The sequence below is a fragment of the Acinetobacter sp. ACZLY 512 genome, from assembly GCF_023614015.1.
Classification (GTDB): domain Bacteria; phylum Pseudomonadota; class Gammaproteobacteria; order Pseudomonadales; family Moraxellaceae; genus Acinetobacter; species Acinetobacter soli.
Genome location: NZ_JAKIVI010000001.1, coordinates 491,421 through 510,963, shown reverse-complemented (window position 1 = coordinate 510,963; position 19,543 = coordinate 491,421). Strand labels below are relative to the sequence as shown.

17 protein-coding genes and 3 tRNA genes are annotated in these 19,543 nt (G+C 42.4%); 13 read left to right on the top strand and 7 right to left on the bottom strand.

Annotation, left to right across the window (positions count from 1 at the left end; translation table 11 throughout):
- Window positions 1-183 precede the first annotated feature (183 nt).
- The 4 genes from rlmE to L2096_RS02365 all read left to right on the top strand — a co-directional run bounded on the left by rlmE (window position 184) and on the right by L2096_RS02365 (window position 4,231).
- Window positions 184-834, top strand: coding sequence for a 23S rRNA (uridine(2552)-2'-O)-methyltransferase RlmE (rlmE, locus tag L2096_RS02380; RefSeq protein ID WP_004939777.1), 651 nt, complete (start codon window positions 184-186; stop codon window positions 832-834).
- A 135-nt stretch (window positions 835-969) separates the two neighbouring features.
- On the top strand, window positions 970-2,865 hold the full coding sequence (gene ftsH / locus L2096_RS02375; protein ID WP_004939774.1) for an ATP-dependent zinc metalloprotease FtsH: 1,896 nt from the start codon (window positions 970-972) through the stop codon (window positions 2,863-2,865).
- A gap of 118 nt (window positions 2,866-2,983) precedes the next feature.
- Window positions 2,984-3,838, top strand: coding sequence for a dihydropteroate synthase (gene folP, locus L2096_RS02370; protein WP_250364808.1), 855 nt, complete (start codon window positions 2,984-2,986; stop codon window positions 3,836-3,838).
- Window positions 3,839-3,916: 78 nt separating this feature from the next.
- The gene (locus L2096_RS02365; RefSeq protein ID WP_250364807.1) at window positions 3,917-4,231 is read left to right on the top strand and encodes a DUF5713 family protein; all 315 of its coding nucleotides are present in this window, start codon (window positions 3,917-3,919) and stop codon (window positions 4,229-4,231) included.
- 99 nt (window positions 4,232-4,330) lie between these two features.
- Here L2096_RS02365 and L2096_RS02360 read toward each other — a convergent pair whose 3' ends face one another.
- Complete coding sequence (locus tag L2096_RS02360) at window positions 4,331-5,173, bottom strand: MurR/RpiR family transcriptional regulator (RefSeq protein ID WP_250364806.1); 843 nt, start codon at window positions 5,171-5,173, stop codon at window positions 4,331-4,333.
- Window positions 5,174-5,466: 293 nt separating this feature from the next.
- Here L2096_RS02360 and L2096_RS02355 point away from each other — a divergent pair, with 293 nt between their 5' ends.
- Both L2096_RS02355 and L2096_RS02350 read left to right on the top strand, forming a co-directional pair.
- Window positions 5,467-6,159, top strand: a complete 693-nt coding sequence (locus tag L2096_RS02355; protein WP_250364805.1) for a M15 family metallopeptidase — start codon at window positions 5,467-5,469, stop codon at window positions 6,157-6,159.
- Between the two features lie 21 nt (window positions 6,160-6,180).
- Window positions 6,181-7,635 carry an APC family permease gene (locus L2096_RS02350; protein ID WP_250364804.1) on the top strand — a complete coding sequence of 485 codons (1,455 nt, stop codon included), beginning with the start codon at window positions 6,181-6,183 and terminating at the stop codon, window positions 7,633-7,635.
- Between the two features lie 23 nt (window positions 7,636-7,658).
- On the opposite strand, the gene L2096_RS02345 is transcribed toward L2096_RS02350, so the two are convergent.
- The 4 genes from L2096_RS02345 to L2096_RS02330 form a co-directional block, all read right to left on the bottom strand.
- Window positions 7,659-7,745, bottom strand: a tRNA-Leu gene (locus L2096_RS02345).
- A 73-nt stretch (window positions 7,746-7,818) separates the two neighbouring features.
- Window positions 7,819-8,982, bottom strand: coding sequence for a glycerate kinase (locus L2096_RS02340; protein WP_250364803.1), 1,164 nt, complete (start codon window positions 8,980-8,982; stop codon window positions 7,819-7,821).
- A 178-nt stretch (window positions 8,983-9,160) separates the two neighbouring features.
- Window positions 9,161-9,247: transfer RNA gene (locus L2096_RS02335), tRNA-Leu, on the bottom strand.
- A gap of 11 nt (window positions 9,248-9,258) precedes the next feature.
- Window positions 9,259-9,332: transfer RNA gene (locus L2096_RS02330), tRNA-Cys, on the bottom strand.
- A 153-nt stretch (window positions 9,333-9,485) separates the two neighbouring features.
- On the opposite strand from L2096_RS02330, the gene folD reads away from it, so the two are divergent.
- Together folD and L2096_RS02320 are read left to right on the top strand one after the other, a co-directional pair.
- Window positions 9,486-10,334 (top strand): bifunctional methylenetetrahydrofolate dehydrogenase/methenyltetrahydrofolate cyclohydrolase FolD, encoded by an 849-nt coding sequence (gene folD, locus L2096_RS02325; protein ID WP_004939760.1) that lies wholly within the window; start codon window positions 9,486-9,488, stop codon window positions 10,332-10,334.
- Window positions 10,335-10,336: 2 nt separating this feature from the next.
- A complete protein-coding gene (locus L2096_RS02320) occupies window positions 10,337-11,008 on the top strand; it encodes a class I SAM-dependent methyltransferase (RefSeq protein WP_125268596.1) in 672 nt (223 codons plus the stop codon).
- A gap of 33 nt (window positions 11,009-11,041) precedes the next feature.
- Here the strand turns inward: L2096_RS02320 and L2096_RS02315 are convergent, their stop codons facing one another.
- On the bottom strand, window positions 11,042-11,470 hold the full coding sequence (locus L2096_RS02315) for a hypothetical protein (protein WP_250364802.1): 429 nt from the start codon (window positions 11,468-11,470) through the stop codon (window positions 11,042-11,044).
- A gap of 209 nt (window positions 11,471-11,679) precedes the next feature.
- Between L2096_RS02315 and glpD the strand changes: the two genes are divergently transcribed.
- On the top strand, window positions 11,680-13,197 hold the full coding sequence (gene glpD / locus L2096_RS02310; protein WP_250364801.1) for a glycerol-3-phosphate dehydrogenase: 1,518 nt from the start codon (window positions 11,680-11,682) through the stop codon (window positions 13,195-13,197).
- 103 nt (window positions 13,198-13,300) lie between these two features.
- Here glpD and L2096_RS02305 read toward each other — a convergent pair whose 3' ends face one another.
- Window positions 13,301-15,130 (bottom strand): phosphoenolpyruvate carboxykinase (GTP), encoded by a 1,830-nt coding sequence (locus L2096_RS02305; RefSeq protein ID WP_004939747.1) that lies wholly within the window; start codon window positions 15,128-15,130, stop codon window positions 13,301-13,303.
- Window positions 15,131-15,528: 398 nt separating this feature from the next.
- Here L2096_RS02305 and L2096_RS02300 point away from each other — a divergent pair, with 398 nt between their 5' ends.
- The 4 genes from L2096_RS02300 to groL all read left to right on the top strand — a co-directional run bounded on the left by L2096_RS02300 (window position 15,529) and on the right by groL (window position 19,399).
- A complete protein-coding gene (locus L2096_RS02300; protein ID WP_250364800.1) occupies window positions 15,529-16,473 on the top strand; it encodes a diacylglycerol/lipid kinase family protein in 945 nt (314 codons plus the stop codon).
- A complete protein-coding gene (locus L2096_RS02295) occupies window positions 16,454-17,245 on the top strand; it encodes a metallophosphoesterase family protein (protein ID WP_250364799.1) in 792 nt (263 codons plus the stop codon). Before L2096_RS02300 ends, L2096_RS02295 begins: the two co-directional genes overlap by 20 nt.
- Before the next feature lie 164 nt (window positions 17,246-17,409).
- On the top strand, window positions 17,410-17,700 hold the full coding sequence (groES, locus tag L2096_RS02290) for a co-chaperone GroES (RefSeq protein WP_004939735.1): 291 nt from the start codon (window positions 17,410-17,412) through the stop codon (window positions 17,698-17,700).
- A gap of 64 nt (window positions 17,701-17,764) precedes the next feature.
- Complete coding sequence (gene groL / locus L2096_RS02285) at window positions 17,765-19,399, top strand: chaperonin GroEL (RefSeq protein WP_004939733.1); 1,635 nt, start codon at window positions 17,765-17,767, stop codon at window positions 19,397-19,399.
- Window positions 19,400-19,543 lie beyond the last annotated feature (144 nt).

The following is a 19,543-nucleotide window of genomic DNA, read 5'->3' as shown; positions in this document are numbered from 1 at the left end:
ATTAAAAGCGCCTAAGTATAGCAAAGTTGAAGGTCAAACGCGCGCACTATTGTTGAAATATTCGATCATGATCATAGGAAAAAATCTACCAAAAGTGGGGCTTTCTGATACACAACCATACTGCATCAATGCCGTTTTTGACGTACAATAGAGGTCAAGAAGTTTTTTAATATTTAGTAAGTTATGGCGACACGCATTACCAACCAGAAGTTATCTAAAAGTAGTCGTGCGTGGATGAGAGAGCATCTTGATGATCCTTTTGTAAAAAAGGCTCAAAAAGAAGGCTACCGTGCACGTGCTGCATATAAACTTTTAGAAATTCAGGAGAAATACAAACTGATCAGACCCGGAATGACAGTCGTCGATTTGGGTGCTGCGCCTGGAAGTTGGTCGCAAATTGCAGGCAAGCTTGTAGGTAGTAAAGGTTTAGTGATAGCTTCTGATATCTTGGCAATGGACGCTCTGCCGGACGTGACTTTCTTGCAAGGTGACTTTCGCGAAGAGGAAGTGTTCGAAAAATTGTTAAATATTTTAAATGGGCGTACTGTAGACATTGTAATTTCAGATATGGCCCCCAATACATCAGGTAATAGGGCAGTAGATCAGCCTCGTCAGATTTACTTATGTGAACTGGCGCTCGATTTTGCCCAGAAAGTACTTGGTCCAGATGGTCAGTTTGTGGTAAAGGTTTTCCAAGGATCAGGTTTTGATGAGTTTCGTAAGCAGGTAGTTGAGAGTTTCGATATTCTTAAAACTGCAAAACCTGCTGCCTCTCGTGCTCGATCAAAGGAAGTATTCTTAATCGGTCAAGGGCGTAAAAAGGCCTTGAAATAAAGTTTACTTGCCAAGCCGTTAAAAATTGTGCATTTTGTACAATTTGAACTGTTGCAAGCGCGAGACTTGCTGTGAACTAGGGTCAACCCAGTGATATGGGCATGATCAAATTAGATTGATAATGGGAATAAAGCTTTGAGCGATCTCTTCAAGAATGCCGTATTGTGGCTAATAATACTTGGTGTTCTGATCTTGATTTTCAGTAACATCAGTGACCGTAATAAGCCATCTGCAATGAATTATTCGGAATTTGTTGCGGCGGTGAATGCTGGTCAAATTAAGCAAGTCACTATTGATGGTTTGAATATTAGTGGTGAGAAAACCAATGGCTCTCACTTTGAGACAGTACGTCCGCAAGTTGAAGACACACAGCTTTTACCTAGCCTAAACAAGAACAATGTGGTGGTTGAAGGTACAGCTCCTCAACGTCAAGGCTTGTTGATGCAACTTCTCATTGCTAGTTTCCCTGTGCTTTTAATCATTTTGTTATTCATGTTCTTTATGCGCAACATGGGTGGCGGTGCAGGTGGTAAAAACGGGCCAATGAGTTTTGGAAAGTCGAAGGCAAAAATGCTTTCGGAAGATCAAATCAAAGTAACATTTAAAGATGTTGCAGGTTGTGACGAAGCAAAACAAGAAGTTGTAGAGATCGTAGATTTTTTAAAAGATCCAGCGAAATTCAAACGTTTAGGGGCAACAATCCCGCGTGGCGTTTTGATGGTTGGGCCTCCAGGAACGGGTAAAACCCTTTTGGCGAAAGCCATTGCAGGTGAAGCAAAAGTTCCATTCTTCAGCATTTCAGGTTCTGATTTTGTGGAAATGTTTGTGGGTGTTGGTGCTTCACGTGTACGTGATATGTTTGAACAAGCTAAGCGTCATGCGCCATGTATTATCTTCATTGATGAGATCGATGCAGTTGGTCGTCACCGTGGTTCAGGTACCGGTGGTGGTCATGACGAACGTGAACAGACATTAAACCAGATGCTGGTTGAGATGGATGGCTTTGAAGGTAATGAAGGCGTGATTGTGATTGCAGCGACCAACCGTGTCGATGTACTCGATAAAGCCTTGTTGCGTCCAGGCCGTTTTGACCGTCAAGTGATGGTAGGATTACCTGACATTAATGGTCGTGAGCAGATTTTAAATGTTCACCTCAGAAAATTACCGTCAGTGACTGGTGTAGACGTTAAGGTATTGGCACGCGGTACACCGGGATTCTCTGGTGCACAGCTGGCTAACCTGGTTAACGAAGCGGCTTTATTTGCTGCGCGTCGTAACAAAAACACGGTCGATATGCATGACTTTGAAGATGCCAAAGACAAGATCTATATGGGTCCTGAGCGTAAATCGATGATTCTTCGTGAAGAAGAGCGTCGTGCAACGGCATATCATGAGTCTGGCCATGCCATTGTTGCAGAAGCTTTGCCGGGTACCGATCCGGTACATAAAGTGACCATTATGCCGCGTGGCTGGGCACTAGGTGTAACTTGGCAGTTGCCTGAGCAGGATCAGATTAGTCACTACAAAGATAAAATGTTGAAAGAAATTTCGATTTTATTTGGTGGTCGTATTGCTGAAGAAATTTTCATCAATCAGCAATCCACTGGTGCATCAAACGACTTTGAACGTGCAACTAAAATGGCACGTGCGATGGTCACCAAATACGGTATGTCAGATCGACTAGGCGTGATGGTTTATGAAGACGACAATACTCAAGGTTTCTTTGGAAATGTGGGTAGTCGTACAATTTCTGAAGCAACCCAACAACAGGTTGATGAAGAAGTTCGTCGTATTCTAGATGAGCAGTATAAAGTGGCATGGGATATTCTTGAAAACAACAAGGATAAAGCGCATACCATGGTGAAAGCCTTGATGGAGTGGGAAACCATTGATCGTGATCAAGTGCTGGATATTATGGAAGGTCGTGAGCCCCGTCCACCAAAGGTTTATGTTGCTGAAAATCCAGTTGTTGATTTGGATCCACCAAGTAACGGACCATCTACACCTCCGCCATTGCCATCAATGAGCTAAGTGTGAAATCAAGAAAGAGTCGCCTAGAGCGGCTCTTTTTTTATTTAAAACAAAATGGAAATTATCTTTAAAGTGATGAGGTTGTTAAAATGATGGCATTTAAATGTGGAGTCATTGCATGAGATTGATGCCCTTACCGCAGAAAGTCATTTCCTGTGGATCATTGGAGTTGGATTTATCCTGTCCCCATGTTATGGGTATTTTAAATGTCACACCAGATTCATTTAGTGATGGAGGGAAACATAACTCCAAGGTAGCCGCAATAGTGCATGCACAGCAGATGATTGCAGATGGTGCGAGTATTATCGATATTGGAGGAGAATCCACTCGTCCGGGTGCATCGATGGTTGAGGTTGAAGAAGAAATACAGCGTGTAGTGCCTGTGGTTGAAGCTTTGGCACAAAAGAATGTCATCATTTCTATCGATACCAGTCAGCCTCGTGTGATAGAAGCCGCTGTGGCAGCAGGTGCACATATCTGGAATGATGTGCGTGCACTTACTCGCCCAGGCGCCCTTGAGATGGCTGCGAGATTGAATATCCCTGTGATTATCATGCATATGCGTGGTGAACCGACCACAATGAATCAGCTAGATCAGTACGACAATGTTATAGAAGATGTGATTGATGAGCTTCAGCAGCGCGTTCAAGCTGCGTTATCAGCTGGTATTCGGCAGGAACATATTATTGTCGATCCTGGATTCGGTTTTGCAAAAAATGTCCAGCAGAATTTGACTTTGCTCAATGCGCTGTGGCGATTTACAGATTTAGGTTACCCAGTATTATCGGGTTTGTCGCGCAAACGGTTTGTCGGAGAGGTCTTGCAAGGTGCAAGCGCAGATCAGCGAATGGTGGGGAGTGTAACTGGGCATTTACTGAGTCTTCAGCAAGGGGCCTCCATTGTTCGTGTTCATGATGTAAAAGCCACCGTGGATGCGGTACGTATGTGGCAGGCGATGTTGGCTGCATCGTGAATATTGCCTTTAAAGAAGGTCGCCTTTTTGTATCAGGTATGATATAAGCAGCACGTTTTTTATTGAAAAGATGTGCTGATGTTTAACGATTTACTTCTCCCTATGTTTGATGACGGCTACTATCCAGAAGTGTTAGTTGCAGAAGTTAAGCAGTATATTGTTGAATTTGCTAAAAAGATTCAGAAAATTGAGCAATCTGATTCTGAAATTTATCGCTTGGCAAACTTAACCTTGCTGAAAATCAATGAAATGAAACCAGACTTTGAGGATCTTGACTCGAATTTGGACGATACAGCCACTGATTATATTGCGGAAGCAATGATGATGGCCGTACAAGATGCGGGTTACATGGATATTGATCTTGAGGAATTAGTTGCAAATAGGGGATGGTGAATATTCCCCTGAAATGCTTTTTTCATGACAGGATTTTGGCTTTAGAAATCATTAGTTTATTGAATTAATGTCGAGCACAGTGATTGGGCTGAAATATGCTCATTCATGAAACTGACCAAATTCACTTTGTAGCCACCTGATGTGCTTCAATCTATTTTCAAGTTTGATATCAAGCTTTTCCGCAAGCAATGTTAGTGTAAGGTTTATGAGCGAAACGATTGGGGTGGTTGAATCCCAGAATTGACCTGTAGAGGTTTTTAAAATTAAAGTTTCATTTTTTAATTTTCTGGACCATTCGCAATATTCATCTGTAATAAATGTAAAAGATATCTCCTGTTTTTTAGCCAATTCACACAGTTTCTGTGTGGTTGAGGCATATCGGCGAATATCACACAATACTATGTGTGGATTTTGATAATTATGGTTGAAAACCTCCAGAAAAAATCCTGAGTGCTCTGTAACGTAGTGAATATTTGGACGCATATAGCCTAATAAATCAGAAAAATACTGCATAATGCCAGACATTGATTGTATGCCGACAATGTATACTGCATCAGACGAATTCAAGCGCTCCAACATATTGTGAAAATTAGGATTTTTAGTTAATTCATATACATGTTGAATCAGGGTTGTTTCTTGCTCAAGATAAGAATTAATATTCTTATCCTGTGATTTATAGGCTTCAAAACGATCAGTAACTTTCCATGGAGAGTTGTCAGCTTTTCTAAAAGCTGTTTTAAATTGATCTATATTTTGATAACCGTTAGAGCGTAAAAAGCGTCCAACAGATATGCCACTTACTCCAACTTTTTGAGCAATTGTTTCTGCGGTTTCGTACGGGAGCGTATCGATATTCGATAGGATGTAATTTGCTATCTTTCTGAATGTTTTCGTCATTGAAGAATAATTTTCTTCAATTCTTTCTAATACTGAATTTTTCATAATAAAAATTGATCATCATTAAACTATTTCAATAAAAACAAACAAATAGGATCTCTATCGCAACTACAAGATAACATATTATTAGAAAATCAAAAACGTTCAGTGCGAAAATAACAAGCATTTTAGTTACTTGTAGGCGCTGACTTATTCACATTTATTTTAAATAAACATCATCTTAAAAACTATAAAAAATTCTCAAGATAAAAATACTTCTAAAAATGTTAAATTTTTGACAATAACTATTTAATGTTATAAAAATAACAAACAGTGAGCCTTTCAGGAGATACGGCAGCGTGCATGAACTTATTCCTCAAGTTGATATCTGTGATTGGGAGGAGGTTTATACCTGTCCAATTCTTCCAGATGATGAATATCTAATTGAAATAACAGACAACTTTCATCCTAAAATTTTCGTTAAACCTTATTACTATGAGCAAGATATCAAACATGCACTGCCACGATGTTATGTTCGTAAAAGTGTTGCAGAAAAGCTAATTCTGGCAGCTGAAAAATTACCTGATGACATAAACTTGATGTTATTAGATGGATGGCGGCCTTTAGAGTTACAGCAGGAACTCGTCCGATTATTTGCACAAGAAATTAAATTAAAATTTTCCCATAAATCAAGTGAAGAACAAAAAAATATTTTAGATCAATTTGTTGCAAAACCAAGTTTAGACCCAGAGTGCCCAAGTCCTCATTTTACTGGAGGATCGATTGACCTCACTTTGTGCGATGCGAAAGGTAGGTCTTTAGACATGGGAACTTTGTTTGATGAACCCGTCATACAAAGCTGGACACATAGAATGGAGGTTGAAAGTCAAAGTAGCCAAGCGTGTAGAAATAGACGTCTATTGTACTGGGCAATGATCAGTGCTGGATTTACGAATTTACCTTCTGAGTGGTGGCACTATGATTATGGTAATCAATTATGGTGCTACTTCGGAAATCATCAACATGCTTTTTATTCATCAACATCGTTGTAGCTAATACATTTAGGAAAATATATGAGCCAAACTTTGAGGAAGTCGCTAAATTTTACTACGCTTGTAATGCTTGGGACAGCAGGCGTAATTGGATCGGGGTGGATATACACAACAAGTTCTTTTTTTAAAGAATACGGGGCTGGGGGCGTGGTTTTTGGAATGCTTCTTGCGTCTTTGCTTGCATCTTGCATTTCCTTAGCTTATGCAGAATTGGCATCTCAATTCCCACGTGCAGGGGGGGAAATTCTCTACACCTTTATTGCATACAATCGCAAAATGGCTTTCGTTATTGGATGGCTTCTGATTGGTGCATTTGTTAGTACCACAGCTTTTTATATGGCTGCTTTTGGAAGTCTTCTAACCAAGGGTATTCCCTCGTTGAAACCCATACTGGAAAGCGTACCATTGTATAGCATCGCTGACAGTCAAGTTTATTTATGGGGGTTGTTAGCAGGTATTACATTAGTATTGTTCTTCTACATGCTCAATACTAGAAGTGTCGATGTGGGGGCGTCAACACAAAAAATTTTATTTTTAATCAAATTGGCGCTAGGGGTTGCGCTCGCAACAGCAGGTCTAGCGCTTGGTGATTGGGGGAATTTTTGGCCTGCATTTAACTCAATTGAGCCTAATGGATCTGTTTCTGTGGTTTCAGATGCTTTATCAACCATGAGATTCGTAATCCCAGCTTTAACGTTTTTAACGGGTTTTAGTGTGGTGTCTCTTCTTGCAGAGGAAGCAAATATTTCACCTAAAAAAATCGGCTTAGCTATTGTATTAACAATTATTCTTGCTGGCGCTTATTATGGTTTAGTTCTTTTAGGAACAGCTAAAATTCTGCCGTGGCAGAACTCTGCTGCAATGGAGTTTGGCGCAATTTCTACATTCACAAGCGCAGGTTATCCAATCTTGGGTTATGCAGCGATGAGCATTGCATTTTTAGGAATGGCAACAGGTTCCTTAGGAATAGCAATGGGCTGCTCGCGAATTATTTTTGCAATGGGGCGCGGAGGTTTGCTTCCAGAATGGTTAGGTAAGGTGAATAAAAATGGTGTTCCAACAAATGCATTAACCATGACATTAATACTTACCCTAGCGTTTGGATGGTTAGGTAAAGGGGCAATGATCTGGTTTTTGAATACAGGTGGTGTCTATATAGGTCTTTCATGGGTGTTAACTGTTGCCTGTATGTACAAGGTACGTAAGCTTTATCCTAATAACACTAGACCATATCAAACCAGATTTGGCTGGTTGCCATTTATTGGTGCACTAGGTGCCGTGGGAATTATTGTAATGGCTTTGGTCCCAGGAACATCAATGTCACTTTCAACCCCAGAATACTATATCTTGATTGTTTGGCTTTTGTTGGGAACAATTTTTTATAATAGTTATACGCGCCGCTCTAGCGTTAGCCAAGAAACCTCACTCCAAAACATGTTGGGTGATCGTTACACCGATATACAGAACTTGAAATAATTTTTTATATTTCAAGTTCACAGTGGTGCCCGGGGCCGGACTCGAACCGGCACGCCTTTGTGGGCGGGGGATTTTAAATCCCCTGTGTCTACCTATTTCACCACCCGGGCATGAGCGCCATCATAGTGTAACCATGCAAATTAGGCAAGGAAATCTTGAATTATATGCAGATTTTTCAAGCAATTATTTTGTTTCAGTCGATTCAAGCTGTTTAATGAGGCGTCCGATATTTTCTGTTGTACGTGTAAGATTCATTGCCCCATTTTTACAAGCTTGTTCAATATTACTGGCACCATCGAGAATACCGAAAATCGCAGTAATACCATCTTCATACAGCATTTCGATGCCTTGGCCGATATAGCCTGCACATACAAATACAGGCTTGTTAAACGTTTTAGCTAAACGCGCCACTCCAATCGGTGTTTTTCCAAACTGCGTCTGTATATCGATTCCGCCTTCGCCAGTAAAAATGTAATCTGCTGCCTGAATTTTCTGAGCCAATTGAATAGATTCGATGACTGTTTCAACACCAGACTGAATTTTTGCCGTGGTAAACGCCATTAGGCCTGTGGCCAGTCCTCCTGCGGCGCCAGCACCCTTTACATGATGTAAAGAGATACCTAAAGTCTGCTGAATAATATCGGCAAAATGACAAAGATTGGCCTCAAGCTGAATGAGCATATCCAGTGTGGCGCCCTTTTGCGGCCCAAAAATATAGGTTGCGCCGTGTGGGCCAATTAACGGATTATTCACGTCGGTGGCAATTACGATCTCAACATCAGCCAAGCGTGGGTCGAGTTGAGTGATATCAATTGATGCAATCTGATTCAGTTGCCCGCCACCCAATTCAACCTCTTGATCGAATTGATCTAAAAATCGTACACCTAAAGCACTTGCCATTCCCATGCCAGCATCATTGGTAACACTACCGCCAAGCCCGATAATAATTTTCGATACCTGATGATCTAAAGCAGCGCGAATCAGCTCTCCAGTACCATAAGTCGAAGTGAGTAGGGGATTGCGCTGATCGGGTGTGAGTAAGTGAATACCATTGGCCTTTGCTATTTCGATCACTGCGGTACGCCCCTGATCAATCAATCCAAAATAGGTCTGAACTTTATAGGGATGCAAAGGACCACTCACTGTGACATATACTTTTTGGCCTTGTTGTGCATCAATGATGGTATCTACTGTACCTTCACCACCGTCTGCCATAGGGCATAAATCATACTTGGCATCTGGAAAAATACGTTGTAAACCGTGTTGCATGGCCAAACATGCTTCTCTGGCAGTCATACTTTCTTTAAAGGAGTCGGGGGCGAGTACAAATGTTTTTGTTTTCATCATTGAATAATAACGCGATGCACATTGTTATTGGATTTGTTATGAAGATAACACTCAGATCTTGAGATTTAAATGAGAAAGTCTTGGCTTGAATAAAGAAAATATAAAAACATAAATTTCAGACATAAAAAAACCAGCACATTGCTGGATTCTTTATTGCACCATTTTAAAAGATTTAAAATGGTGCCCGGGGCCGGACTCGAACCGGCACGCCTTTGTGGGCGGGGGATTTTAAATCCCCTGTGTCTACCTATTTCACCACCCGGGCTTTACCAAATGTGGAGGCGGAGGTCGGAATCGAACCGGCGTACACGGAGTTGCAGTCCGCTGCATGACCACTCTGCCACCCCGCCATCATTTGGTGATGCACATATTAGCAAGCTTCAGAAAAAAAACAATACTAAATTCAGTGAATATGCGCAGAAAAACAACATCTAAAATAAAATTACCTAAATTATCATGTATCATTTGCAAAAATTGATTCATATCTAGCTTGGAGATGTGCCGTGGCATTGGTTTTAGATGGTCGTGCATTAGCAAAGAAAATTGAAGCGGACTTGTTGGTGCGTGTTGAAGCACTGAAAGCAAAAACAGGTCGTACTCCAATTTTGGCAACAATTTTAGTCGGTGATGATGGTGCATCTGCAACCTATGTGCGTATGAAAGGCAATGCATGTCGCCGTGTGGGAATGGATTCATTAAAAATTGAACTTCCACAGACCACGACTACCGAAGAGCTATTGGCAGAAATTGAAAAACTCAATGCCAATCCAGATGTACACGGAATCTTGCTACAACATCCTGTTCCTGCACAGATTGATGAGCGTGCATGTTTCGATGCGATTTCACTCAATAAAGATGTCGATGGTGTGACGTGCTTGGGCTATGGTCGCATGGCAATGGGTGAGGCAGCCTATGGTTCTGCTACTCCAGCCGGAATTATGACAATTTTAAAAGAACACAATATTGAGCTAACCGGTAAGCATGCTGTTGTCGTAGGGCGTTCGGCAATTTTAGGTAAGCCAATGGCCGCCATGTTGCTTGAAGCGAATGCGACCGTTACGATTTGTCACTCGCGCACACAAAACTTGGCTGAGTTTGTGAAGCAGGCAGATATTATTGTCGGTGCTGTAGGTAAGGCTGAATTGATTCAAAAAGACTGGATCAAACCGGGCGCGGTAGTGGTCGATGCTGGTTTTCATCCGCGTGATGGCGGTGGTGTAGGTGATATTCAGCTTGAGGGTATCGAGACTATCGCTTCGGCTTACACGCCTGTTCCGGGTGGTGTGGGTCCAATGACCATCACTACGCTGATCCGTCAGACTGTTGAAGCTGCCGAAAAAGCACTCGTCTAAATATGAGCGATCATATATCGCGAGCACATGCAGTGCCGTCTGTTTTACTCGAAGCACTGCATGCCATTATTCCAAATGCTGAATTGCAAGCACAGCAATTACCCGATACGCCGATTTCCCTCTGGTTGATTCCTCCAGTATTTCCAGTAGATCGGCTCGATGATGAGGTGGTACGTAGAATCTGGAACGATACACCGTACTGGATTTTTTGTTGGGCTTCGGGTTTGGCGATGGCACAATGGTTGCTGGCAGAGCCTGAACATGTGCGTGACAAGGTGGTACTGGATTTTGGTGCGGGTTCTGGTGTGGTGGCAATTGCTGCAAAACTGGCTGGTGCAAAACGCGTCATTTGCTGTGATATCGATGCGGTCAGTTTGGCGGCCTGCTGTGAAAATGCACGTTTAAACTCGGTGGAACTGGAGTATTTAGAGGATTTATATCAGTCGGAGCAAGTTGATGTGTTGCTGGCGGCCGATGTTTTATATGACCAGTGTAATCGTTTTTTTCTGGATGAATTTTTAAAATTCGCACCTCAGGTGTGGGTGGCCGATAGCCGGGTAAAAAACTTTAGCCATTCGCGTTATATGAAAATGGATGAACGAAGTGCAACCACATGGCCAGATCTGGATGAGGCGAAAGAGTTTCGAAATGTGAGTTTTTATAAGACGCTGTGATCACAGCGTCTTTTTTTTATGCGACAGATTGAATCAAGAACAGGTATAGCGCACGACTTTAAGTGTACTTGGGCGTGCCTCTAAGGCTTCACGCGTTGCATAGCCTTCACTGTTGTTGAGACTTGGACTGTCGGATAAGCCAAACGACATACGTGAGTTACGAATGGCAATCCCTTGATCTTGCGATCGGTTGGCTGCTGTATTTGGAATTTCATTGATGCTTAAAATCGACAGCGTATAGGTTTTGGTCGTTCCTAATACCGATTGACAGGCACGTTGTAATTTTCTCTGATCTAAATCTTGATTCGCGCGATTTGCAAGCGTATACGAAATCGTTGCCGAATTGGCAGATTTATTTTCGACTTGATAGCCTGTATTGCCGTTATATTGACGTGGTGTGCTTTGACAAGCCGTAAGACTCGCTGCAAGCGCTAAAACACCCAATAAATTATACATTTTCATGAAATTCATCCTTCTCTTATTGTGGTTAGTATCGCATAGTTTTAAGCATAACGTGGTGTCTGAGGCGGGGTGAATCCGCTGGACTTTACATCACTTAAAAAGTGTACACGTTTGGTGGGTTGTGGCGTGTGAAAATCTGGCCGCTTGGCTTTCCAATTTGGATGTTTTTTGTTAACGTTAAAAATAAAAACCACAAAAAGGCGGGGATGATGAACATAGAAAATTCGCTTCCGTTGTACGACATTGCAGTGATAGGTGGTGGCATTAATGGTGTGGGAATTGCCAACGATGCTGCGGGACGCGGTCTGTCGGTCTTTTTGTGTGAGAAAGATGATTTTGCCAGTCATACCTCTTCTGCTAGCAGCAAATTAATTCATGGTGGTCTGCGTTATCTTGAGCACTATGAATTTCGATTGGTACATGAAGCGCTTGCTGAGCGTGAAGTATTGATGCGTAAGGCACCGCATATTGTGTGGCCTCTACGTTTTGTTATGCCACATCGGCCGCATTTACGCCCTGCATGGCTGATTCGTTCAGGCTTGTTCTTGTATGACTATTTAGGTAAGCGTGAAACGTTGGCGGCCTCCAAAAAAATTCATATGAATGCCAGTAGCCCCTTAATTCCGGAAATTTGTTTGGGGTTTGAGTATTCTGATTGTGCTGTAGACGACAGTCGTTTGGTGATCTTAAATGCGATGCAAGCCAGAGAGAATGGGGCAGAGCTGATGACTCGTACCCGCTGTGTCTGTGCCGAGGTTGTGGAGGGGGTATGGGTGCTTTCGTTACAGGGTGCAAAAGGATACTTTCAAATCCGTGCCAAAGCGTTGGTCAATGCAACGGGGCCTTGGGTCGAAGAATTTATTAAAACGCAGCTTGATCAACCCTCACCGTATAAGATCCGGCAGGTACAAGGCAGCCATTTAGTTGTCAAAAGATTGTATGAAGGGGATCATGCTTATATTTTGCAAAATAATGATCGCCGGATTGTGTTTACCATTCCCTATCTGAATGAATTTACATTAATTGGAACAACGGACCAACTTTATACACAGCATTTGGATCAAGTTGAAATCACCTCCAGTGAGAGGGACTATCTACTGGAGGTGGTCAATGCACATTTTAAACAGCCAATTACGAAAGAAGATATTGTTGAGTATTTTTCGGGTGTACGTCCGTTGTGCGATGATGAATCTGACCAGCCATCTGCCATTACGCGTGATTATACGCTTGCATTACAGATGGTCGCTCCAAATGCACCGCTGTTATCTGTATTTGGCGGCAAGCTGACCACTTACCGTATGCTGGCCGAGTCTGCCATGACACGCCTAAAACCGTATTTTAAGCATATGGCACCTGCTTGGACCAAGACTGAACCTCTGCCAGGTGGAGAGCACTTTAAATCGAAGATTACGCTTGCAGCAGCTATTCAGCGCCGTGTGAAAGGGATATCACCAACATTGGCTACACGCTGGGCATCGACCTATGGTACGCGTGTTTGGAAACTGCTTGAGGGAGTGGCCAAATTGGAGGATATGGGAGAGCATTTTGCTGATGAGTTGTATCGGGTTGAGGTTGATTATTTGATTCGGGTGGAGTGGGTGCAGACAGTTGATGATCTACTATGGCGCAGAACAAAACTGGGTTATCACGTTGGTAGTACAGAAAAACGTATTCTTGAAGATTACATGATGAACCGTATGGGATACACAACAGGATTGATTGCTTAACTCTATATTCGTACAAATAAACAATCAAATACAATGTGATGCATTGAGCATTGAGTAGAAAATAAAAAAGGCCACAGATGTGACCTTTTTTATCTAAGCTAGATTAGCTCTTTTTTACTGCTTCGAGTAACTGGTTTTGACGTTCTTTCAATGCTTTTGGAAGACGTTCACCAAGTTTATTGAACAATTCAGTGTGGCTTTCAATCTCTGTAATCCACTGATCTTTGCTTTGAGCTGTGACAAGATCAAACTCTTCTTTAGAGAAGTCTGTGCCAGTCCAGTTCAAGTCATCGTAAGTTGGTACGTAGCCGATAGCAGTTTCAACTGCATTTGCACGGCCTTCAACACGGTCGATCATCCACTCAAGTACACGCATGTTCTGACCAAAGCCAGGCCATACAAAGTTGCCTTCAGCATCACGACGGAACCAGTTTACGTTAAAGATTTTTGGTAGCTTGTTACCAGCTGCTTCAGCTTTTTCGCCAACTTCTTGACCAAGTTGTAACCAGTGGTCGAAGTAGTCTGCCATGTTGTAACCTGCAAACGGAAGCATCGCAAACGGATCACGGCGAACGATACCTTGTTGACCGACAGCTGCAGCAGTTGTTTCAGAGCCCATGGTTGCTGCTTTATAAACACCATCTACCCAGTCAAATGCTTCAGAAACCAACGGCACTGTATCCGCACGGCGACCGCCAAAAATGAACGCAGAAATTGGCACGCCCGCTGGATTTTCCCAGTCAGCATCAATAGAAGGACATTGACCAGCAGATACGGTAAAGCGCGCATTCGGATGTGCAGCTTTTTCACCCGCAACGTGTGGCTGGCCTTTCCAGTTCGTTAAGTTAGCTGGAACTTCTTTAGAAAGACCTTCCCACCATACTTGACCGTCTTCTGTAACTGCAACGTTGGTATAGATCACGTCTTTATGCAAGGTTGCCATACAGTTTGGATTTGTTTTGGTATTGGTGCCTGGTGCAACACCAAAGAAACCTGCTTCCGGGTTAATCGCGTACAAACGACCATCTTCGCCTGGTTTAATCCACGCGATATCGTCACCTACGGTTTCGATTTTCCAGCCTTCGTAGCCTGCTGGTGGAATGAGCATAGCGAAGTTGGTTTTACCACATGCAGACGGGAATGCCGCAGCGATATAATGTTTTTCGCCTTGTGGATTCGTCACACCTAAAATTAGCATGTGCTCTGCTAACCAGCCTTGCTCACGGCCCATTGCCGAAGCGATACGAAGCGCAAGACATTTTTTACCTAGAAGTGCGTTACCGCCGTAACCTGAACCAAATGACCAGATTTCACGGGTTTCTGGATAATGCACAATATATTTTTCAGGGTTGCATGGCCATGCAACATCTTTTTGACCTTCTGTAAGTGGTGCACCTACAGTGTGAACACATGGAACGTATTGACCGTCAGTGCCTAATACATCGTAAACTGCTTTACCCATACGCGCCATTTTACGCATGCTGACTGCAACATAAGGAGAATCGGTCAATTCAATACCGATCTGCGCAATATGACTGCCTAATGGACCCATTGAAAATGGAACCACATACATGGTGCGGCCTTCCATTGAACCATCAAATAGACCGTTTAGCTTTTCACGCATTACTGCGGGCGCTTCCCAGTTGTTTGTTGCACCAGCATCTTCTTGCTTTTCAGAGCAGATGAACGTGCGATCTTCTACACGAGCAACATCTGATGGGTCAGAATTTGCAAGATAAGAACCTGGGTGTTTTTCTTGGTTGAGCGGTTGCATGGTGCCGTTTGCGATCATCAAGTCGATCAGACGTTGATATTCTTCCTCGCTACCGTCACACCACTCGATTTTTGCAGGCTTGGTCAATTTTGCAATTTCTTCAACCCATGCAATAAGCTTAGGATGACGAACGAATTCAGGTGCGTTCACTTGGGTCATGGTGAGGCCTATTCTAAAATGTGTACAACGTACAATTCCCTTTGGTTGTGGTACAACAAAAGAGACGAAGTCAAAAAAGTGGCGCTATTAAAGCATAAATCACTAAAAAAAATAAGACTAAAGACTATACAGGGGCTTTGGAGAGTATTTTTGCTTAATTTGTTATAAATCAATATTTTAAGTTGTTTTTAGGGTGTGTTTTTGGTATTTATTAAAGAAATAGAGACTATTTATTTATAAAATAAATTTGCATATCATGATTTTATATGGCGGATTTGACTAATATATATTATTGATAAAATAAATGATCACCATTCAAAAATTACATAAAAGCGCTTTTATTTGTGTATTTTGTATTCAAAAATAAAGTATGTCCACTGTTTGACATATTAAAACGTATGACTAAATTAAAACCACTCTCCATCATTTATAACGGAAAATCTGGATTTCATGCAAGTGATAATGAGGGGGTATATGAACAAATCATGACACTCTTTACTCATTATGATTTTGAGATTCAGGTTTTTGAGCTGGAACATGACATGTCGTTTAATACGCTCATGTCGAATGTACTCGAACGTCATCAAACCTCAGACCGTACTGGGTATGAGGGAGTAGTGGTTGCGGCTGGTGGAGATGGTACACTTAATGCGGTGGCAACCAAGCTGGTCGATACCGGGCTTGCAATGGGAATCTTGCCGCTCGGTACATTCAATTATGTGGCACGCGTTCTCGATATACCGCTTGATCTGATTCAAGCCGCCGAGGTGATCGCAACAGGTGCCCAACGATCGGTACATGTGGCAAGTGTCAATGATCGTATTTATTTGAACAATGCCAGTTTGGGGTTGTATCCCTTATTTATTCAAAAGCGTGAAATGTATAATCAGCGTTTTGGACGTTTACCTTTAAATGCATACACTTCGGCTTTAGATGTACTCATTCGTGATCGTAAAGAGCTCAAATTATCGATTAAAGTGGATGACCACCATTATCCTGTCAAAACGCCATTGATCTTCTTTGGTAATAATCAGCTTCAACTCAGAGAAATGAATCTGCAAATCGCAGAATGCGCAGCGCAGGGGCGAGTCGCAGGTGTAGTGCTGGCCAAAAGCGATAAGACCAGTCTTTTTAAAATGCTCTATCAATTGATTCGCGGTGCGCTCGAGCAGGCCAAAGATGTATACAGCTTTAGTGCAGATCGCGTAGTCGTCGATTGTAAGCGTAAAAAATTAAAAATTGCCATTGATGGAGAAATTGAAGAGTTGACGACACCTTTAACTTTTACCGTGAAAAAAAATGCCTTAACTATTATGGTGCCTCATGCTGCTGCATCTGTCTGATTTACACTTTGGTACCGAGAAACAAGAGTGTCTAGATGCCATTGCTGCTTTTTGTCGGGAGCATGAGCCGGAAGTGATTGTAGTAAGTGGTGATCTGACCCAACGTGCCCGCTTTACGCAGTTTTATTCGTGCAAGCAATTTCTCGATAGTCTGGGTATTCCTTATATGGTTATTCCCGGCAACCACGATATTCCGCTGTACCATTTGTGGAACCGTTTTTTTTCTCCATTTGTTCGCTATCAGTTTTTCTTCGGCGCACTTGAGCCGACTATTGAAACCGAGCATTTTTATGTCATTGGTGTGAATAGTATTCGGCGTCGCTATCATACCCGTGGCTATATTTCGCTAGAACAAATTCAAAAAACCAATGAGCTGCTTAAACGCGGCCCTGCCCATAAGCTTAAGCTGGTCACCTTGCATCAGCCCTTTTATACCCCGCCAGATGAACCGCACGGTATTAAAGATTGTCCGGTGCTCGGCAGAATGGCGCTGAATAACTGGAGTAAAAGTGGCTTGTTTGGTGTGCTCCACGGACATCTGCATAAAACTGCGGTATATGATTTGAATCAGATTTATAATTTGCAGGCAGCGCATCCGGTTTATGACATTCATGCTGGCACAGCGACGTCTTATCGACTTTATAAAAGTTTACCCAACAGCTTTAACGTGATTTTTAAAGATGGTCAGGTTCAGCATTATTGGTTTGATTCCAACTTACGTCAGTTTGTTTTACAGCCTGCACCGATTGAAAAGCTGTCAGATCACAAATGAGTGTTTAAAAAAAATACAAAAATTCATTTTTTTTTCTTTTTTGCCCTTGAAGCCGTTTTTTCCATCCCCACAAAAGTGTCATCAAATTCATTTTGATGATTGCTTTAGGAAGAATGACAGCAAACATCATTTATTAAAATAGACTTAGTCTGATGGAGTTATTTATGAGCAACATTCGTCCATTACATGACCGTGTAGTAATTCGTCGTGTTGAAGAAGAAACAAAAACGGCTGGCGGAATTTTATTGCCAGGTTCTGCTGCTGAAAAACCGGCTCAAGGTGAAGTCATTGCAGTAGGTAATGGTCAAATTACGGATAACGGCGTTCGCGCACTTGACGTAAAAGTGGGCGACAAAGTGTTATTCGGTACTTATGCAGGTACAACTGTGAAAGTAAATGGTGACGAATTCTTAATCATGAAAGAATCTGACATTTTAGCTGTTCTTGAAGGCTAATTTGCGCATTAACCACTCATTGATAAATCAGATCAAGCATTGATAGAAAAAATTGGAGTAGAGAATGTCAGCTAAAGACGTAAAATTCGGTGATTCAGCGCGTTCAAAAATGATCGCAGGTGTAAATGTTCTTGCAGATGCAGTGAAAGTGACACTCGGCCCTAAAGGTCGTAACGTGGTTATTGACCGTTCTTTCGGTGCACCACACATTACGAAAGACGGCGTAACGGTTGCAAAAGAAATCTCTCTCAAAGACAAATTTGAGAACATGGGTGCACAGTTGGTACGTGAAGTATCAAGCAAAACCAATGATATCGCTGGTGACGGAACAACGACAGCGACTGTTCTTGCACAAGCGATCTTAAATGAAGGGATCAAATCAGTAACTGCTGGTATGAACCCGATGGATCTTAAACGCGGAATCGACATTGCAGTAAGAGCAGTAGTTGAAAACATTCGCGCGACAGCTAAACCTGCTGACGATTTCAAAGCAATTGAGCAAGTGGGTTCAATTTCTGCAAACTCTGACGAGACTGTAGGTAAATTGATTGCTCAAGCAATGGAAAAAGTGGGCAAAGAAGGCGTGATTACCGTTGAAGAAGGTTCAGGCTTTGAAGATGCGCTTGATGTTGTAGAAGGTATGCAGTTTGACCGTGGTTATATCTCACCATACTTCGCAAACAAGCAAGACACGCTAACCGCTGAACTTGAAAATCCGTTCATTCTTCTTGTTGATAAAAAAATCAGCAATATTCGTGAATTGATTACGACTCTAGAAGCAGTTGCAAAAACGGGTAAACCGCTTTTGATCATTGCTGAAGATGTTGAAGGCGAAGCGCTTGCAACACTTGTTGTTAACAACATGCGCGGTATTATCAAAGTATGTGCGGTAAAAGCACCTGGTTTTGGTGACCGTCGTAAAGCAATGCTACAAGACATCGCGATCTTGACTGGCGCTACTGTAATTTCTGAAGAAGTAGGTATGTCGCTTGAGCAAGCTACCCTTCAAGATTTGGGTACTGCACACAAAATCACAGTATCGAAAGAAAACACAGTGATTGTAGATGGTGCGGGTGATGCCAATGCGATTGCAGAACGTGTTCAGCAGATTCGTGCGCAAATCGAAGAGTCAACTTCTGAATACGACAAAGAAAAACTTCAAGAACGCGTAGCAAAACTTGCTGGCGGTGTTGCAGTGATCAAAATCGGTGCAGCAACTGAAGTTGAAATGAAAGAGAAGAAAGACCGTGTAGACGATGCGCTTCATGCAACGCGTGCTGCGGTTGAAGAAGGTGTGGTTGCAGGTGGTGGTGTTGCACTTGTACGTGCAGTGAACTCACTTGACGGCTTAACTGGCGCAAATGATGACCAAACTGTTGGTATCAACATTTTACGTCGTGCGATTGAAGCACCACTTCGCCAAATCGTATCGAATGCAGGTGATGAGCCTTCTGTTGTTGTCAATGCAGTCAAAGCAGGTGAAGGTAACTTCGGCTATAACGCAGCAACGGGTGTATATGGCGACATGCTTGAAATGGGTATTCTTGATCCAGCGAAAGTTACGCGTTCTGCGCTTGAGCATGCAGCATCTGTTGCGGGCTTGATGTTGACTACTGAAGCGATGATCACAGATATTCCAGAAGACAAACCAGCAATGCCTGATATGGGTGGCATGGGTGGTATGGGCGGTATGATGTAATATCGACCGCATCCCGATTTTAAATACAATCGGGATTGAATATCTAAAAAGACCGTGAGCCTGCTCACGGTCTTTTTTTATAATGATGTTTTAGCTTTAAGATAAAGAATCAACTAAAAAACCACAATTTGATGATGAATGTGC

What these genes read in the sequence shown, in the direction of transcription:
- rlmE (WP_004939777.1), top strand. Translation starts at nt 184, where the DNA reads ATGGCGACACGCATTACCAACCAGAAGTTATCTAAAAGTAGTCGTGCG.
- folP (WP_250364808.1), top strand. Translation starts at nt 2,984, where the DNA reads ATGAGATTGATGCCCTTACCGCAGAAAGTCATTTCCTGTGGATCATTG.
- L2096_RS02365 (WP_250364807.1), top strand. Translation starts at nt 3,917, where the DNA reads ATGTTTAACGATTTACTTCTCCCTATGTTTGATGACGGCTACTATCCA.
- L2096_RS02360 (WP_250364806.1), bottom strand. Translation starts at nt 5,173, where the DNA reads ATGAAAAATTCAGTATTAGAAAGAATTGAAGAAAATTATTCTTCAATG.
- L2096_RS02350 (WP_250364804.1), top strand. Translation starts at nt 6,181, where the DNA reads ATGAGCCAAACTTTGAGGAAGTCGCTAAATTTTACTACGCTTGTAATG.
- L2096_RS02340 (WP_250364803.1), bottom strand. Translation starts at nt 8,982, where the DNA reads ATGATGAAAACAAAAACATTTGTACTCGCCCCCGACTCCTTTAAAGAA.
- L2096_RS02320 (WP_125268596.1), top strand. Translation starts at nt 10,337, where the DNA reads ATGAGCGATCATATATCGCGAGCACATGCAGTGCCGTCTGTTTTACTC.
- L2096_RS02315 (WP_250364802.1), bottom strand. Translation starts at nt 11,470, where the DNA reads ATGAAAATGTATAATTTATTGGGTGTTTTAGCGCTTGCAGCGAGTCTT.
- glpD (WP_250364801.1), top strand. Translation starts at nt 11,680, where the DNA reads ATGAACATAGAAAATTCGCTTCCGTTGTACGACATTGCAGTGATAGGT.
- L2096_RS02305 (WP_004939747.1), bottom strand. Translation starts at nt 15,130, where the DNA reads ATGACCCAAGTGAACGCACCTGAATTCGTTCGTCATCCTAAGCTTATT.
- L2096_RS02300 (WP_250364800.1), top strand. Translation starts at nt 15,529, where the DNA reads ATGACTAAATTAAAACCACTCTCCATCATTTATAACGGAAAATCTGGA.
- L2096_RS02295 (WP_250364799.1), top strand. Translation starts at nt 16,454, where the DNA reads ATGCTGCTGCATCTGTCTGATTTACACTTTGGTACCGAGAAACAAGAG.
- groES (WP_004939735.1), top strand. Translation starts at nt 17,410, where the DNA reads ATGAGCAACATTCGTCCATTACATGACCGTGTAGTAATTCGTCGTGTT.
- groL (WP_004939733.1), top strand. Translation starts at nt 17,765, where the DNA reads ATGTCAGCTAAAGACGTAAAATTCGGTGATTCAGCGCGTTCAAAAATG.